The organism is Rhodocyclaceae bacterium, from assembly GCA_020248265.1.
Lineage (GTDB): Bacteria > Pseudomonadota > Gammaproteobacteria > Burkholderiales > CAIKXV01 > CAIKXV01.
Genome location: JADCHX010000002.1, coordinates 1 through 15,910, shown reverse-complemented (window position 1 = coordinate 15,910; position 15,910 = coordinate 1). Strand labels below are relative to the sequence as shown.

12 protein-coding genes, 3 tRNA genes and 2 rRNA genes are annotated in these 15,910 nt (G+C 63.6%); 14 read left to right on the top strand and 3 right to left on the bottom strand.

Annotated elements, in window-relative coordinates:
• Positions 1 to 3 precede the first annotated feature (3 nt).
• Both ING98_00940 and ING98_00935 read left to right on the top strand, forming a co-directional pair.
• Entirely contained in the window at positions 4 to 972 is a 969-nt protein-coding gene (locus ING98_00940; GenBank protein MCA3100415.1) for a D-2-hydroxyacid dehydrogenase family protein, read from the top strand.
• 55 nt (positions 973 to 1,027) lie between these two features.
• A complete protein-coding gene (locus ING98_00935; GenBank protein ID MCA3100414.1) occupies positions 1,028 to 1,792 on the top strand; it encodes an aspartate/glutamate racemase family protein in 765 nt (254 codons plus the stop codon).
• Here ING98_00935 and ING98_00930 read toward each other — a convergent pair.
• Positions 1,773 to 2,522 (bottom strand): Asp/Glu/hydantoin racemase, encoded by a 750-nt coding sequence (locus ING98_00930; GenBank protein MCA3100413.1) that lies wholly within the window; start codon positions 2,520 to 2,522, stop codon positions 1,773 to 1,775. The genes ING98_00935 and ING98_00930 overlap by 20 nt on opposite strands.
• Before the next feature lie 118 nt (positions 2,523 to 2,640).
• Between ING98_00930 and mscL the strand changes: the two genes are divergently transcribed.
• Positions 2,641 to 3,063 (top strand): large conductance mechanosensitive channel protein MscL, encoded by a 423-nt coding sequence (gene mscL, locus ING98_00925; GenBank protein MCA3100412.1) that lies wholly within the window; start codon positions 2,641 to 2,643, stop codon positions 3,061 to 3,063.
• 9 nt (positions 3,064 to 3,072) lie between these two features.
• Here mscL and hydA read toward each other — a convergent pair whose 3' ends face one another.
• A complete protein-coding gene (gene hydA / locus ING98_00920) occupies positions 3,073 to 4,518 on the bottom strand; it encodes a dihydropyrimidinase (GenBank protein ID MCA3100411.1) in 1,446 nt (481 codons plus the stop codon).
• A complete protein-coding gene (locus ING98_00915) occupies positions 4,515 to 4,958 on the bottom strand; it encodes a universal stress protein (protein ID MCA3100410.1) in 444 nt (147 codons plus the stop codon). Before ING98_00915 ends, hydA begins: the two co-directional genes overlap by 4 nt.
• A gap of 214 nt (positions 4,959 to 5,172) precedes the next feature.
• Between ING98_00915 and ING98_00910 the strand changes: the two genes are divergently transcribed.
• The 11 genes from ING98_00910 to ING98_00860 all read left to right on the top strand — a co-directional run.
• The gene (locus ING98_00910) at positions 5,173 to 5,799 is read left to right on the top strand and encodes a threonylcarbamoyl-AMP synthase (GenBank protein ID MCA3100409.1); all 627 of its coding nucleotides are present in this window, start codon (positions 5,173 to 5,175) and stop codon (positions 5,797 to 5,799) included.
• A gap of 93 nt (positions 5,800 to 5,892) precedes the next feature.
• Positions 5,893 to 7,095, top strand: coding sequence for a tryptophan--tRNA ligase (locus ING98_00905; protein ID MCA3100408.1), 1,203 nt, complete (start codon positions 5,893 to 5,895; stop codon positions 7,093 to 7,095).
• A 57-nt stretch (positions 7,096 to 7,152) separates the two neighbouring features.
• A complete protein-coding gene (locus tag ING98_00900) occupies positions 7,153 to 8,085 on the top strand; it encodes a segregation/condensation protein A (GenBank protein MCA3100407.1) in 933 nt (310 codons plus the stop codon).
• A gap of 10 nt (positions 8,086 to 8,095) precedes the next feature.
• On the top strand, positions 8,096 to 8,995 hold the full coding sequence (gene scpB, locus ING98_00895; protein MCA3100406.1) for an SMC-Scp complex subunit ScpB: 900 nt from the start codon (positions 8,096 to 8,098) through the stop codon (positions 8,993 to 8,995).
• A 71-nt stretch (positions 8,996 to 9,066) separates the two neighbouring features.
• Positions 9,067 to 9,143, top strand: a tRNA-Met gene (locus ING98_00890).
• Positions 9,144 to 9,421: 278 nt separating this feature from the next.
• Positions 9,422 to 10,297 (top strand): tripartite tricarboxylate transporter substrate binding protein, encoded by an 876-nt coding sequence (locus ING98_00885; protein MCA3100405.1) that lies wholly within the window; start codon positions 9,422 to 9,424, stop codon positions 10,295 to 10,297.
• A gap of 100 nt (positions 10,298 to 10,397) precedes the next feature.
• Positions 10,398 to 11,264, top strand: a complete 867-nt coding sequence (locus tag ING98_00880; protein ID MCA3100404.1) for a polysaccharide deacetylase family protein — start codon at positions 10,398 to 10,400, stop codon at positions 11,262 to 11,264.
• Between the two features lie 511 nt (positions 11,265 to 11,775).
• Positions 11,776 to 13,291: ribosomal RNA gene (locus tag ING98_00875) — 16S ribosomal RNA — on the top strand.
• Between the two features lie 263 nt (positions 13,292 to 13,554).
• A tRNA-Ala gene (locus ING98_00870) sits at positions 13,555 to 13,630 on the top strand.
• A gap of 154 nt (positions 13,631 to 13,784) precedes the next feature.
• A tRNA-Ile gene (locus ING98_00865) sits at positions 13,785 to 13,861 on the top strand.
• Positions 13,862 to 14,157: 296 nt separating this feature from the next.
• Positions 14,158 to 15,910, top strand: a 23S ribosomal RNA gene (locus ING98_00860); the annotation flags it as partial.

Here is a 15,910-nt window from a genome sequence, read left to right as displayed (position 1 = left end):
GCCGTGAACATCGCCATCCTCGACGATTTCCTGGGCGTGGTGCCGTCGCTCGCCGTCTATCGGAAGCTCGACGGGCACCGGGTGACGGTGTTCCGGGACCCGCTCACCGATGTCGATGAACTCGGGCGGCGCCTCGCCGGGTTCGATGCGCTGGTGCTGTCGCGCGAGCGTACGAAGATCACGGCGAAGCTGCTCGACCGCCTGCCGGACCTGCGCATCATCAGCCAGACTGGCGTCATCCCGCACATCGACGTGCCGGCCTGTACCCGGCGCGGGGTGGTGGTGTGCTCGACGCGAACCGGGCCGTCGTACACCACGGCGGAACTCACATGGGGGCTGATCCTCGCCTCGATGCGCCACATCCCGCAGGAAGCGGTGGCGCTGCGTGAAGGACGCTGGCAGACGCGCTTCGGGCGAGGGCTGCGTGGCCTCACGCTCGGCGTCTTCGGCTATGGCTGGATCGGCGCGCTGGTCGCATCCTATGGCCGTGCCTTCGAGATGAAGGTGCAGGTGTGGGGGCGCGAAGGCAGCCTGGAGCGCGCGCGCGAGGCGGGCTACGACACGGCATCCGACCAGCGCACGTTCTTCGAGACCTCCGACATCGTCACCCTGCACCTGAGGATGCTGCCCGAGACCGACGGCATCGTCACGGCGGCCGACCTGGCCGCCATGAAGCCCGACGCCCTGTTCGTCAACACCAGCCGCGCGGCCCTGGTGGAGAAGGGTGCGCTGCTCGCAGCCCTGCGTGCCGGACGGCCCGGCCATGCGGCGCTCGACGTGTACGACGAGGAGCCCGTCGTGGGCGCCCTCGACCCACTGGTGTCGATGGATAACGTCATCTGCTCTCCCCACGTCGGCTACGTCACCCGCGACCGCTTCGAGATCATGTTCGACTCCGCATTCGAGCAGGTCGATGCGTTCGCCCGCGGCGAGCCGGTCAACGTGGTGAACCCCGAAGCGCTCGGCCGCTGACGCCGGGCCGTGGCCGAATCCTGAATACAGCCCTTTACCGACCGCCGGAACGACGATGAAACTGCTGGTAGCAAACCCGAACACATCCGCCGTGGTGCTTGACGTGATCCTGGCCTCGGCTCGTCGACGGGCGCTCCCCGACACCGTGATCAGCGGGCTGTCCTCGCCGAACGGCACGCGCAGCATCGATTGCGCATACGGCGACTACATGAGCGCGCCGCACATGATCGAGGCGGTACGCCGCTGCGTGGCCGAGGATCGGCCGGATGCCGTGGTGCTTGCGGGTTTCGGCAATGTCGGCATCTACGCACTGAAGGAACTGCTCGACATCCCCGTCGTGTCGATCTCCGAGGCCAGCATGGCGATGGCCTGCCTGCTCGGACACCGCTTCAGCACCCTCACGATGCTCGAGCAGTTCATCCCCTACCAGCAGGACCTGGTCCGGCTCTACGGTTTCGAGTCCAAGTGCGCGTCCGTGCGCGCGATCAACATCAACGTCGAAGAGGCGGCGACCGACCGCGAGCGGGCGCTGCGCGACCTGTCCGTTCAGGTGAAGGAACTGGTCAGCCGCGACCAGGCCGAAGTGGTCATCCTCGCGTGCGCCGGCCTGTGCGGCTACGACGAGGCGCTGTCTGCACTGTCCGGCGTGCCGGTGATCGATCCCGTGGTGGCGGGCGTGAAGATGGCAGAGGCCTTCGTAGGCATGGGCATCAGCCATTCGAAGGTGCGCAAGTTCCGGGCCCCGCCGCAGCCGATCGCCGACTACGGCACCGAGGTGCTTGCGCCGGGCCTGGCTGCGGTCAGTCCGCTTCGCGGGTAATCCGCGCCTGCAGCGCCGTCCCCAGGCCGCGCGCGGGCTTGGGTGGCGGGCGTGCAAAGCTGCCCGACGAGGGAGTCGCTGGGCGCAGTCCGACGAGGGCTTCGGCGAGCCGGACGGCGCAACTGACACCGTCGATCACCGGCACCGGAAGAAGGTGGGCGATCTCGCGCGCGACGCCGGCCAGCGGGCCCCCGCCCACGATCAGCACCTCCGCCTGGTCGTCCTCGACCGCGCGGCGGCACTGTTCGAGCAGCGCTTCGCGCGCAGCATCCCGGGCTTCGCTGATGTCGGCGTCCAGGCGCGGCAGTGCGCGGACGCTGGCAAGCCTGCCGTCGAGACCGGTGTCGCGCGCGCATTCGAGGTACCAGGTGCGCAGGCGCGGGGTCAGGCACACCACCGAGTAACGGCGGCCAAGCAGCCAGGCCATGTGGAAGGCCGCCTCCGAGATGCCCACGACCGGCATGTCGAACAGTTCACGCGCAGCCTCGACGCCGGGGTCGCCGAAGGCGGCAACGATCACGGCGTCGCAGCCACCGCCGTGGGTGGCGACCGCGTCGAGCACTGCATGGGAGGCGATCGCCGCTTCAGCGCGATTCTCGACGTATTGCGCGCCGAACGGCGCCGAGACGGCCTGCAACTGCGTGCCCGGCGCGGCCGAGCGCAGCGCCTCTTCCAGCATGATGGCGGTGATGCGGTCGGTGATGTTCGGATTGACGAGCAGGAGTTTCATCGGGCCTTCCGGGGAGTTCCTCAAGGTCGCTGCATCAGGATGGCGCTGTTATCATCCGGCGGCGAGTGCAGCTCATGCTGGCTCCGATGTTTCCACAAAATGCGGACGGAGGGTGTCGATGGGGATGATGCAGGAGTTCAAGGACTTCGCGATCAAGGGCAACGTGATGGATCTCGCGGTAGGCGTGATCATCGGTGCGGCCTTCGGAAAGATCGTCGATTCAGTGGTGGGTGACCTCATCATGCCGGTCGTGGGACGCGTGGTCGGCGGGCTCGATTTCTCGAGCTTCTTCATCGCGCTGAAGACAGTGCCACCCGAGGTGGCGATGAACCTGGCCGACCTGAAGAAGGCGGGCATCCCGGTTTTCGCCTACGGCAGCTTCATCACGATCCTGATCAACTTCGTCATCCTGGCCTTCATCATCTTCATGCTGGTCAAGTGGATCAACCGCCTCAAGGCCGATGCGCCGGCGCCCGCGCCGGCAGCCGATCCGGAAGAAGTGGTGCTGCTGCGGCAGATCCGCGACTCGCTGCAGAAGTAGGCGGCCGGTTCAGCTGAACAGGCGGCGCTCGGGCGGCGCAGGCCGCTCGATGCGCAGCGGCTGCGGTACGTCGCAGCGAAGGTAGCGCCCGGATCCGGGCGCAGCCTTCAAGCGGCCGCCGTCGACGATCACCTCGCCCCGCCGGATCACCGTGACCGGCCAGCCGCGCAGTTCACGGCCTGCGTACGGCGTGTAGCCGACGTTGTCATGCAGCATCGACCAGTCGACCGTGGTGCGACGGTTCGGGTCCCAGAGCGCGATGTCGGCGTCCGCGCCAACGGCGAGCGTACCCTTGCGCGGATGCAGGCCGTACATGCGTGCATGGTTGGTCGCCGTCAGTGCGACGAATTCGTTCACCGTGATGCGGCCGGCCATCACGCCTTCCGAGAACAGCAGCGGCAGCCGCAGCTCGATGCCGGGCACGCCGTTGGCCATCTCCTTGAAGGTGGTGTCGGCACCGAGCGGCAGCTTGCCGCTCGCGTCGAAGCGGTACGGTGCGTGGTCGGACGAGAACAGCTGCAGCGTTCCGTTCTGCAGGCCCCGCCACACGGCTTCCTGGGCGGCTGCATCCCGTGGTGGCGGGCTGCAGCACCACATGGCACCGTCCATGCCAGGCTTGTCGATATCGTCCGCGGTGAGGAAGAGATACTGCGGGCAGGTCTCGCCATGGACCCGCACGCCCAGGGTCTGCGCGGCCCGGATGTGGCCGATGGCTGTCGGGTCCGACACATGCACGACCAGCAGAGGCTGGTCGAGGAGGGTGGAGAGCGCGATTGCCCGGTGCGTGGCCTCGCCCTCGGCCACCGGCGCGTGGGCGACGGCATGGAAGCGCGGCGCGCGGTGGCCGCGGTCGAGCAGGCGGCGGGCGATCCACTGGATCACTTCATGGTTCTCGGCATGCACCATCACCATCGCGCGCTCGCGCTGCGCGACGGCCATCACCTCGAGCAGTTGCCCGTCGTCCAGCTTCAGCCTGTCGTAGGTCATGTAGACCTTGAACGATCGTATGCCGCCGGCGATCAGGGCCGGCAGTTCACCGTCGAGCACTTCGGGGCGCGGGTCGGAGATGATCAGGTGAAACGCGTAGTCGACGACCGCCTTGCCTGTCGCTCGGGCGTGATAGTCGGCAACGACGTCGGTCAGGCTGTCGCCCCGATGCTGTGCGGCGAACGACATGATCGTGGTGGTGCCGCCGAACGCCGCCGAGGTGGTACCCGAGGCGAAGTCGTCGGCACACATCACGCCGTTGCTCGAGCGCTGTTCGATATGGGTGTGGCTGTCGACGCCTCCTGGCAGCACCCAGCGACCGGCGGCGTCGATGTCGGCTTCGCCCGGCGGCAACCGCTCCGCCAGCGCGGCGATACGCCCGTCGCTGATGCCGATGTCCGCGCTGAACGTCTCGCTCGCGGTCGACAGCGTACCGTTGCGGATCGTCAGGTCGAACCTTGCCGTCACTTGCAGATCAGCACCGGGGTACGCGCGTGAGCGAGCACCTTCTTGGTCTCGCTGCCCAGCAACAGGCTCGCCAGCCCGCTGCGCCCCCGCGAGGACATCAACACGAGGTCGCAGCCCTGTTCCTCCGCCACCTTGATGATGGTGTCGGCCGTGTGGTAGCTGGTGACGTGTACTGAACCGGCGGGCACACCTGCCGCCTCGGCCGCATCGGTGACCTGTGCCAGGAAGCGGTTGGCCCGGTTGATCGCTTCACGCTCGAAGCGGGCTTCGATCTCGGGATCGAACGGGCCGGAATCCTCGTAGACCGGCGGGTAGTACTCGGGGACCACGTGCAAGGCCGTGATCTTCGCGCCGACGGCCTTTGCCAGCCCGATCGCGTGTTCCAGTGCATGGGCGCACCGTTCGGATCCATCGGTCGGAAACAGGATGTGCTTGTACATGCTTCACCTCTATCGATGGGTTGGCGCTGTGCTGCACTGGCCTGTGGCCTCGAGGGCCAGGCAGGCGGCTTGTGTTGCCGGTGCTGTCGATTACGGCGGAGCGTGCTACGGTCGGGGAAATTTCGCAAGCGCGCCATGCGCCGCCGAAGGTCGCTGGCATCCGGTGCCGGCGCGGGCCCGTTCCTTGTCTGTCCTTCCATCGGCCTCCATCGCCATGTCGCAATACTTCGTCATCCATCCGGAAAACCCGCAGGTGCGGCTGCTGCGGCAGGCGGCTGCCATCGTACGCGGTGGGGGGCTGATCGCCTATCCGACCGACTCCTGTTACGCGCTCGGCTGTCAGCTCGGAAACAAGGAGGCTGCCGAGCGTATCCGGCGGATACGCCAGCTGGAGCCGCAGCACCACTTCACGCTGGTGTGCAAGGATCTCGGCGAACTCGGCCGCTACGCGCGCGTCGACAACCGCCAGTTCCGGCTCCTCAAGGCTGCTACGCCCGGCAGCTACACCTTCATCCTGGAGGCTTCGCGCGAGGTGCCGCGCCGGATGATGCATCCGAAGCGATCGACGATCGGGTTGCGCGTACCGGAGCATCGCATCGTGGCGGCGCTGCTAGAGGAGCTCGGCGAGCCGCTGCTCAGTTCCACGCTGCAGTTGCCGGGCGACGACCTGCCGGTGACTGACGGCGCGCAGATCCGCGAGCGGCTCGAGCGCGAACTCGAACTGGTGCTGGATGCCGGCTCGTGCGGCATCGAGATGACCACGGTGATCGATCTCACGCGTGACCCGCCTGAAATCACCCGGCAGGGACGCGGCAGCGCCGCGGTGCTCGGCACCCGCTGATCGCGGGCTGGACGGTCGCAATGCGCCGGGTTGCTTATACTCGCCGACTTGCGAGCGCATTTCCGGCGGTCGCCACGAACGGAGTCGAACACGATGTATGCCGATCGCGTGCTGTCGGGGATGCGGCCGACTGGCGCACTTCATCTGGGCCATTACCATGGCGTGCTCAAGAATTGGGTGCGCCTGCAGCATGAGCATGAGTGCCTGTTCTTTGTTGCCGACTGGCATGCACTGACCACGCACTACGACACCCCGCAGGTGATCGAGCAGAATGCCTGGGAGATGGTGATCGACTGGCTGGCTGGCGGCGTCGACCCGGCGCACGCGACGATCTTCCTGCAATCCAGGGTGCCGGAGCACGCTGAACTGCACCTGTTGCTGTCGATGATCACGCCACTGGGCTGGCTGGAGCGAGTGCCGACCTACAAGGACCAGCAGGAAAAGCTGACAGAAAAAGATCTTTCGACCTACGGATTCCTCGGTTATCCGCTGCTGCAGGCCGCCGACATCCTGATCTACCGTGCGAACCAGGTGCCGGTGGGCGAAGACCAGGTGCCGCATATCGAGTTCACGCGCGAGATCGCGCGCCGCTTCAACCACATTTTCGGCCGGGAGCCCGGCTTCGAGGACAAGGCCGAGGCGGCCATCAAGCGCCTCGGCGGCAAGCGTGCGATGCTGTATCGCGACCTGCGATCGAAGTATCTCGAGCAGGGTGACGATCAGGCGCTTGAATCGGCGCGGGCGTTGCTGGAGGAAGTCCAGAACCTGAACCTTTCCGACCGCGAGCGCCTGTTCGGCTACCTCGAGGGTGGTGGCAAGGTGATCCTCGCCGAGCCGGAGGCACTGCTGACCGAGGCCTCGAAGATGCCGGGTCTCGACGGGCACAAGATGTCCAAGTCCTACAACAACACGATCTCCCTGCGCGAAGACCGCGACAGCGTCGTGAAGAAGATCCGTACGATGCCGACCGACCCGGCGCGGGTGCGCCGCACCGATCCGGGCGATCCTGCGCGTTGCCCGGTGTGGGCGTTCCACCAGGTGTATTCCCCCGAGTCGGTGCAGCGGTGGGCGGAGGAGGGCTGCCGCAGCGCGGGTATCGGCTGCCTGGAGTGCAAGCAACCGGTGATCGACCGGGTACTCGAGGAGCAGGCGCCGATGCGCGAACGCGCGCGGCCGTACCAGGAGGATCCTTCTCTGCTCCGCAGCATCGTCGCGGACGGATGCGAGAAGGCACGCGCGCTCGCCGGCGAGACGATGCGCGATGTACGCGAGGCTATGGGGCTCGACTACAGCTAGGCCGGGGCGGCGCGCGGGCGGCCCTGAGGGTCAGGCTGCGGTAAACTGCGTCGCTCCATGACCACCACGCCACACCTCGAGGAAGCCACGATCGACGCACCGGATCCAGCCGAGCGGGCACCTGCCGAGCCGGCGGTGGCTGGCGCGGAAGCGCCGCCGGTCGTCGCCGTCGTAGCCGGCATCGCAAGAGTCCACGGCGAGCCGATGCTCGCGGTGCCGCAGGATCTGTACATCCCGCCGGATGCGCTGCAGATCATCCTGGAGAGCTTCGAAGGCCCGCTCGACCTTCTGCTGTACCTGATCCGCAAGCAGAACCTGAATGTGCTCGACATCCCGATGGCGCAACTGACGCGCCAGTACCTCGAGTACATCGACGTGATGCACGACAACCGGCTCGAACTTGCGGCCGAGTACCTGCTGATGGCGGCGCTGCTGATCGAAATCAAGTCGCGAATGCTGCTGCCGCGGCCGCCGACCGCATCGGCCGACGAAGAAGATCCGCGTGCGGAACTGGCACGCCGCCTGCTCGAGTATGAACAGATCAAGCTTGCGGCCCAGCAACTGGCGGGGATGCCCCAGGTGGGGCGCGACTTCGAGGTGGCACATGTGCTGTTCGAGCGCCTGGACCTGCAACTGCCCCCGAGGGTCGACCCCGAGGATCTGAAGGCCGTGTGGCTGCGGCTGCTCGCCCGGGCCAAGCTGAACCGGCATCACCGGGTGACGCGGGAGGAACTGTCGGTCCGCGAACACATGACCCGGATCCTGCGCCGGCTGAAGGACCACAAGTTCGTCGAGTTCTTCAGTCTTTTCGATGCCAACGCAGGGGTGCCGGTGATCGTCGTGAACCTGCTGGCGCTGCTCGAGCTGTGCCGGGAGTCGATGATCCAGATCACCCAGCAGGCCCCCTTTGCGCCGATCCATGTCCGCCTCGCGGGAGCCGATCCGGAAGACGAAGAAACCGTGGCCGCGATCGGCTCCCCGGAAACCTGAACCTACACAGATGAACGACACCGAACAGAGCCCGACCGAGGGCGGGGCAGGGACTGCTGCGCACGATGTGACGTCCGTGGCGACGAGCGATACAGAGGCTGCGGCCCGCGCGGTGGCCGACACCGATACCGGGGTACCGGCCGACACGCCGGCGCCCGACACGCCGGCAATACGCGAGAGCGTGGACTCGGGGTTCGACCTCGAACTGGTCAAGCGGGTACTCGAGACGGCGCTGCTGGTGGCCGACGATCCGCTGTCGGTGCTTGAACTTCGGCGCTTGTTCAATGACGAACTCGGGGCGGATGCGCTGCGCCGGGTACTCGAGACGCTGCGCGCAGACTGGGAGGGCCGTGGTATCGAACTGACCCATGTCGCAAGCGGCTGGCGCTTCCGGGCGCGCCCCGACCTGCAGCAGTACCTTGACCGGCTGCGTCCGGACAAGCCTCCGCGCTACTCCCGCGCGGTGATGGAGACGCTCGCGATCATCGCCTACCGGCAACCGGTGACGCGCGGCGACATCGAGGCGGTACGCGGCGTGACGGTCTCCGGCGCGCTGGTCAAGACGCTGGAGCAGCGCGGCTGGGTGGAGGCCGTCGGCTACAAGGAAGTGCCGGGACGGCCCGCGCTTTACGCGACGACGAGCCAGTTCCTGGACGACCTCAACCTCACATCGCTCGGCGACCTTCCACCGCTGGAAGATCTCGGTACGCTGGTCGAGGGCGCACCGCAGCTGGCGCTCGACGAACCGCCATCGTCGGCCGACGTGGCAGAGCCGGTACTGCTCGATGCGCCAGAGACGGAAGTGCCGGAGGCCCCGGATGGCCCTGCGGGCCCGCAAGCCGGTGATGATCAGGATCAGGGTTCGAAAGGCGACGGGGACGACGATCCGGGCGTCGCTGGCGCAATCTGAGGACGGTTTCGGGAACAACCTCAGAATGAAGTTGATTTACGCAGCGCCCGGGGGTACTATCTCCTCTCTGGCGCGGGGTGGAGCAGTCTGGCAGCTCGTCGGGCTCATAACCCGAAGGTCGTAGGTTCAAATCCTGCCCCCGCAACCAAAGAATCGAGCGCACTGGCCAACCTTAACGGTTGGCCTTTTGCGTTGTGGGTCCGCTGTATGCGAGTGGCATGCTCCCTGCTACTGTCGTGGATTCCACTGATCGCCGCGGTCTGCCCGACCGCGCGTTCCCCGTTTGCCTTTCCTCAACCAGAACCAGGGTTCCCAAAGATGCGACTGCCTGCCGTGTTCTTCGCTTCCGTCGCTGCCGCTGTGGCAGTGCTTGCCCCCATATCTGCCGCTCTCGCTCAGGGCAGTTATCCGTCGCGGTCCGTCCGCATGATTGTGCCGTTCGCACCGGGCGGCATTTCGGATGTACTCGGACGCCTGATCGCGCAGCGACTCAGCACCTCCCTCGGGCAGCAGGTCGTCGTCGACAACCGGCCGGGTGCCGGTACGCTGATCGGTTCCGGAATCGTGACCAAGGCCAACCCGGATGGCTACACGATCATGATCCAGGACATGACGACCCATGCGATCAACGCAACGCTGTACTCGCGACTGCCCTACGACTCGGTGAAAGATTTCACCGGCATCACGCTGGTCGCGCAGACACCCCTGCTGCTGGTGGTCAACCAGAGCCTGCCGGTAAAGACCGTGGCAGAACTCACCGCGTTGATTCGCACGCGCGGGGGCAAGTTCAACTACGGGTCTTCGGGCAACGGCACGATCCTGCACCTGGCGAGCGAGAGCTACCGGATGGCGGCGAAGCTCGAGATGGCGCACATCCCGTACAACGGCAGCGGTCCTGCGGTCGCGGCGCTGCTGGCCGACCAGGTCGGGCTTGTCTTCTCGACGATGCCGGCAGCACTGTCGCAGGTAAAGGCCGGCAAGCTGCGTGGCCTGGCCGTAAGCACCCTGAAGCGCAACGCATCGGTGCCGGACGTGCCGACCATGGGCGAGTCCGGAGTGCCGAATTTCGATCTGATGCTCTACAGCGGCATCATGGGTCCGGCGGGCATGCCGAAGCCCGTCGTAGCCCGGCTCTACACCGAACTCGTGAAGATCACGGCGCTGCCCGAGATGCGCGAAGTGCTCGCGCAGCAGGGTGCGGAAGCGGTGACGCTGCCGCCGGAACAGTTCCCGAAGTTCATCCGTTCCGAGATCGCCAAGCTTGGGATGGTGGTGAAGGCTTCCGGCGCGAAGATCGATTAACCTTCGCCACGTTCGCCCACATCCGCATCAGCTGGCGCGGATGCACCCTGGTTCCGATCGGGACAAGCCACCTCAAGAACAGTCTGGAGGACCTCATTCGATGATTCCGTCGCAACGCATTCCCTACGATCCGATTGTCGGCCGCAGGCCGCTCAAGCTAGACAACGCCCGGCTGATCGTGTGGCCCATCGTCAACGTCGAGGTGTGGCGCATCGAGCGGGCAATGCCTCGCCAGGTGCTGCCGCCACCGACCCACGTGACCACCGTACCCGACGTGCCGCACTGGGGCTGGCACGAGTACGGCATGCGTGTGGGGTTCTGGCGCATCAAGCAGGTGCTCGATCGGCTGAAGGTGCCAGCCACGCTCGCGATCAACGGCGCGGTGTGCACCGAGTACCCTCAGGTTGCCAGGGCGGCGCTGGAGTCCGGGTGGGAGTTCATGGGTCACGGCTACGACCAGCGGCCGACACACCAGGAGCTGGACGAGCGGGCGACGATCGCGCGCACCTGCGAATCGATCAAGGCGTTCACCGGCAAGGCCCCTGTCGGCTGGCTCGCACCGGGTCTCACCGAGACGCTGCAGACGCCGGATTTCCTCGCCGAAGCAGGTATTCGCTACACCGCAGACTGGGTCATCGATGATGAACCCTGCACTATCCAGACGCGCCACGGTCCGCTGGTGACGATGCCGTATACCGTCGAACTCAACGACATCTCGATGATGATGGTGTCGCGCCACGCAGCCGCAGAGTTCGAGCAGCGCTGCATGGACTACTTCGACTGCGTGTACGCGGAGTCTGCCGAGCGGCCGAAGGTGATGGCTATCGCGGTGCACCCGTACATCTCCGGGGTGCCCCATCGCATCGGCTATTTCGAGCGCGTGTTCGCGCGCCTTGCCCAGCAGCCTGGCGTGGTCTTCTGGACCGGGGAACGCATCATGGACTGGTACCAGAATCAGGCGGGCTGAGCAGCGGGCGAGTCCGTGCGGCGCCGTGAGGCATGCTGCCAGCGTGGCTGGTCGAACTGCAGGCCATTGATTGCTCGACCTAAAATTGCACCCCCCGAAAAAAGAATGAAATAACGCACTGAAGGGGGTTGCATCCGACGACGCCCGGGGCTAAGATTCGCCTCCCCGTTGACCACCCCTCCGCCGATTTGCACCAAACCTGGAGCTAATCGGCCTGATGATGGAGAGGTTGTTCAACGAAGCTGGTAGCACTGAACTCCGTGTTGCCGGATGCGCCGAAAGGCGCGACTGCTCTTTAACAAACTACAGCCGATAGGTGTGGGTGCTTGATAGAGGCGGGTGGAAGGGTTCGTGAGCGTTGAGAGACGCGAGTGGATCTGGAAGCTTGAAGAGATCGAGTACTTGCACGAAAGAAGAAGAGAGTTGTCTGTTGAGTCTGGGTGAGAGCCTGGATGAGGTGGATGGCTGGCTTCGGAAATTTCTGCGAGCGAAAACTATTTGCATGGGATTTGAACTGAAGAGTTTGATCCTGGCTCAGATTGAACGCTGGCGGCATGCCTTACACATGCAAGTCGAACGCGAAAGGGGGCAACCCTGAGTAGAGTGGCGAACGGGTGAGTAAAGCATCGGAACGTGTCCCGTAGTGGGGGATAACCCATCGAAAGGTGGGCTAATACCGCATACGACCTGAGGGAGAAAGCTGGGGATCGCAAGACCTGGCGCTATGGGAGCGGCCGATGTCCGATTAGCTAGTTGGTGGGGTAAAGGCCCACCAAGGCGACGATCGGTAGCTGGTCTGAGAGGATGATCAGCCACACTGGGACTGAGACACGGCCCAGACTCCTACGGGAGGCAGCAGTGGGGAATTTTGGACAATGGGGGAAACCCTGATCCAGCCATGCCGCGTGAGTGAAGAAGGCCTTCGGGTTGTAAAGCTCTTTCGGCCGGAACGAAATCGCATTCTTTAACAGGGGGTGTGGATGACGGTACCGGAAGAAGAAGCACCGGCTAACTACGTGCCAGCAGCCGCGGTAATACGTAGGGTGCGAGCGTTAATCGGAATTACTGGGCGTAAAGCGTGCGCAGGCGGTTACATAAGCCAGATGTGAAATCCCCGGGCTTAACCTGGGAACTGCATTTGGGACTGTGTGGCTTGAGTATGGCAGAGGGAGGTGGAATTCCACGTGTAGCAGTGAAATGCGTAGAGATGTGGAGGAACACCGATGGCGAAGGCAGCCTCCTGGGCCAATACTGACGCTCATGCACGAAAGCGTGGGGAGCAAACAGGATTAGATACCCTGGTAGTCCACGCCCTAAACGATGTCGACTAGTTGTTGGGGGCTATATGCCCTTAGTAACGCAGCTAACGCGTGAAGTCGACCGCCTGGGGAGTACGGCCGCAAGGTTAAAACTCAAAGGAATTGACGGGGACCCGCACAAGCGGTGGATGATGTGGTTTAATTCGATGCAACGCGAAGAACCTTACCTACCCTTGACATGTACCGAACCCTGCAGAGATGTGGGTGTGCTCGAAAGAGAGCGGTAACACAGGTGCTGCATGGCTGTCGTCAGCTCGTGTCGTGAGATGTTCGGTTAAGTCCGGCAACGAGCGCAACCCACACTCTCAGTTGCCAGCATTCGGTTGGGCACTCTGGGAGAACTGCCGGTGATAAGCCGGAGGAAGGTGTGGATGACGTCAAGTCCTCATGGCCCTTACGGGTTGGGCTACACACGTGCTACAATGGTGGTGACAATGGGCCAATCCCAAAAAGCCATCTCAGTTCGGATTGGGGTCTGCAACTCGACCCCATGAAGTCGGAATCGCTAGTAATCGCGTAACAGCATGACGCGGTGAATACGTTCCCGGGCCTTGTACACACCGCCCGTCACACCATGGGAATTGGGTCTACCCTAAGATGGTGCGCCAACCTTGTAAGAGGGGGCAGCCAGCCACGGTAGGCTCAGTGACTGGGGTGAAGTCGTAACAAGGTAGCCGTAGGGGAACCTGCGGCTGGATCACCTCCTTTCTAAGGATGTTTCCATTTGGACGGTGCGTGCCCGCACGCACCCGGCATGGGGAACACTTAGCATGAGCGAAGTCATTCGCTCAGAACGCGGCCAGGCCGTCCTCATATCCCTTCGCAACGGCCCTGACGACAGTCGGGGTCAAAACGCTGGTCCAGTCCAAGGATTGGGGTCGCATTTTGAGTGGAGAAGGCCATCGCGCCAGCGCGATGGCAGGAATGCCGGGCAGATGTGCGGCATGATCTTCGCCGGACGACGCCAGATCGGGGCCTTAGCTCAGCTGGGAGAGCATCTGCTTTGCAAGCAGAGGGTCATCGGTTCGATCCCGATAGGCTCCACCAAATGAAGGCTGCAACGGGTGTTGCGCGCTTTGCGGGCTTGCGCATCGGGTGGTGCGCCCTCGGGTGTTGCGCCTTCCTCGGGCTTGCGCCCTCGGCACATGCCTCAAAAGGCTCCACCGGAGCCTTTTGCCGCGCCGGGGCGCGGACGGCATGTGGGTCGGTAGCTCAGGTGGTTAGAGCGCACGCCTGATAAGCGTGAGGTCGGAGGTTCAAGTCCTCCTCGACCCACCAGATGCGCGGGACAGGGGCATCGGAGAGACGATTTGACCACCAAGCGCGGGCTTGCCCCCGTGTTTGGTCGTCCAATCGGACGGAATTGACATCGTACAGAGAGATACAACATCAGTATCGCCGGGTCTTCCAAGTAGGGAAGGCCTTTGGATCCGGCCCCTTCGGGGTCTGGTCCTGAAAGCGGTATTGTCCAAGTCTAGTACACTGACCAAAACAGGCTGCGTTGCCTTGCGGCGCGCAGTCTTGGGTAAGTATGCTTTTTGATCACCGGGAAGGGCCTTGCTTTTCCTGGATCAAATCAAGCGCGAAAAGGGCGTTTGGTGGATGCCTTGGCAGTAAGAGGCGATGAAGGACGTGATACCCTGCGTTAAGCCACGGGGAGCCGGGAATAGGCCGTGATCCGTGGATGTCCGAATGGGGAAACCCACCTGATCATGTTTTGTTATCGCAAAGCGATAACGCACGCTCCGCGCCCGCTCAATGCGGGAGGCGGGCCTGCGCCCGCGCAGCGCTTAACAAAGTGTGAAGCCAGGTACTTTTACCCTGAATACATAGGGGTTTAAGGGCAAACCCGGGGAACTGAAACATCTAAGTACCCGGAGGAAAGGAAATCAAGAGAGACTCCGTCAGTAGCGGCGAGCGAACGCGGACCAGCCGATCTTTGCGAGGTGACTGGAACGGTCTGGAAAGGCCGGCGACACAGGGTGACAGCCCCGTACAGGAAGCGTCGCGAAGACATATCAAGTCGGGCGGGACACGTGAAATCCTGTCTGAAGATCGGGGGACCACCCCCGAAGGCTAAGTACTCCTTACTGACCGATAGCGAACCAGTACCGTGAGGGAAAGGTGAAAAGCACCCCGACGAGGGGAGTGAAACAGTACCTGAAACCGGACGCCTACAAGCAGTCGGAGGGACCCCTTTGCAATCGCTCTGGCGATTCTGGAAGCGCGCGCAGAAGGCGCGGGAGTTCTGGAATTGCAGAGCGATTTCATGGGAGTCCTGACGGCGTACCTTTTGTATAATGGGTCAACGACTTGGTCTGTCCAGCAAGCTTAAGCCGATAGGTGTAGGCGCAGCGAAAGCGAGTCTTAAAAGGGCGCATGAGTTGGACGGATCAGACCCGAAACCAGGTGATCTAGGCATGAGCAGGATGAAGGCACGGTAACACGTGCTGGAGGTCCGAACCAACACCCGTTGAAAAGGGTCTGGATGACTTGTGCCTAGGGGTGAAAGGCCAATCAAACCTGGAGATAGCTGGTTCTCCGCGAAAGCTATTTAGGTAGCGCCTCGGAGGAATACCCGCGGGGGTAGAGCACTGCATGGGTGATGGGGGCCCACAGCCTTACTGAGCCTAAGCAAACTCCGAATACCGCGGAGTAGTATCCGGGAGACACACGGCGGGTGCTAACGTCCGTCGTGAAGAGGGAAACAACCCTGACCTGCAGCTAAGGCCCCTAATTCGTGGCTAAGTGGGAAAGCATGTGGGACGGCCAAAACAACCAGGAGGTTGGCTTAGAAGCAGCCATCCTTTAAAGATAGCGTAACAGCTCACTGGTCTAGATAAGCTGTCCTGCGGCGAAGATGTAACGGGGCTCAAGCCACGAGCCGAAGCTCAGGATGTGCAGCAATGCACGTGGTAGCGGAGCGTTCTGTGATACAGCTTCATGTGTCCTGTTTCCTTCGGGGAAGGCGGACACGCGAAGCTTTCTGTGAAGCCGGGCCGCAAGGCATCCGGTGGAGAGATCAGAAGCGAGAATGTTGACATGAGTAGCGACAAAGGGGGTGAGAGACCCCCTCGCCGTAAGTCCAAGGGTTCCTGCTTAAAGCTAATCTGAGCAGGGTAAGCCGGCCCCTAAGGCGAGGCCGAAAGGCGTAGTCGATGGGAACCAGGTTAATAGTCCTGGGCCAGGAGGACGTGACGGATCTCGAAGATTGTTCGCCCTGATCGGATTGGGCGGGCCGTTCAGAGGTTCCTGGAAACAGCCCTCCATCAGACCGTACCCTAAACCGACACAGGTGGACTGGTAGAGTATACCAAGGCGCTTGAG

Excerpts from the sequence above, each read along its gene's own strand:
- ING98_00910 (MCA3100409.1), top strand. The coding sequence starts at position 5,173 with ATGTCGCAATACTTCGTCATCCATCCGGAAAACCCGCAGGTGCGGCTG.
- ING98_00900 (MCA3100407.1), top strand. The coding sequence starts at position 7,153 with ATGACCACCACGCCACACCTCGAGGAAGCCACGATCGACGCACCGGAT.
- ING98_00935 (MCA3100414.1), top strand. The coding sequence starts at position 1,028 with ATGAAACTGCTGGTAGCAAACCCGAACACATCCGCCGTGGTGCTTGAC.
- ING98_00880 (MCA3100404.1), top strand. The coding sequence starts at position 10,398 with ATGATTCCGTCGCAACGCATTCCCTACGATCCGATTGTCGGCCGCAGG.
- scpB (MCA3100406.1), top strand. The coding sequence starts at position 8,096 with ATGAACGACACCGAACAGAGCCCGACCGAGGGCGGGGCAGGGACTGCT.
- ING98_00915 (MCA3100410.1), bottom strand. The coding sequence starts at position 4,958 with ATGTACAAGCACATCCTGTTTCCGACCGATGGATCCGAACGGTGCGCC.
- ING98_00930 (MCA3100413.1), bottom strand. The coding sequence starts at position 2,522 with ATGAAACTCCTGCTCGTCAATCCGAACATCACCGACCGCATCACCGCC.
- ING98_00905 (MCA3100408.1), top strand. The coding sequence starts at position 5,893 with ATGTATGCCGATCGCGTGCTGTCGGGGATGCGGCCGACTGGCGCACTT.
- mscL (MCA3100412.1), top strand. The coding sequence starts at position 2,641 with ATGGGGATGATGCAGGAGTTCAAGGACTTCGCGATCAAGGGCAACGTG.
- ING98_00885 (MCA3100405.1), top strand. The coding sequence starts at position 9,422 with ATGATTGTGCCGTTCGCACCGGGCGGCATTTCGGATGTACTCGGACGC.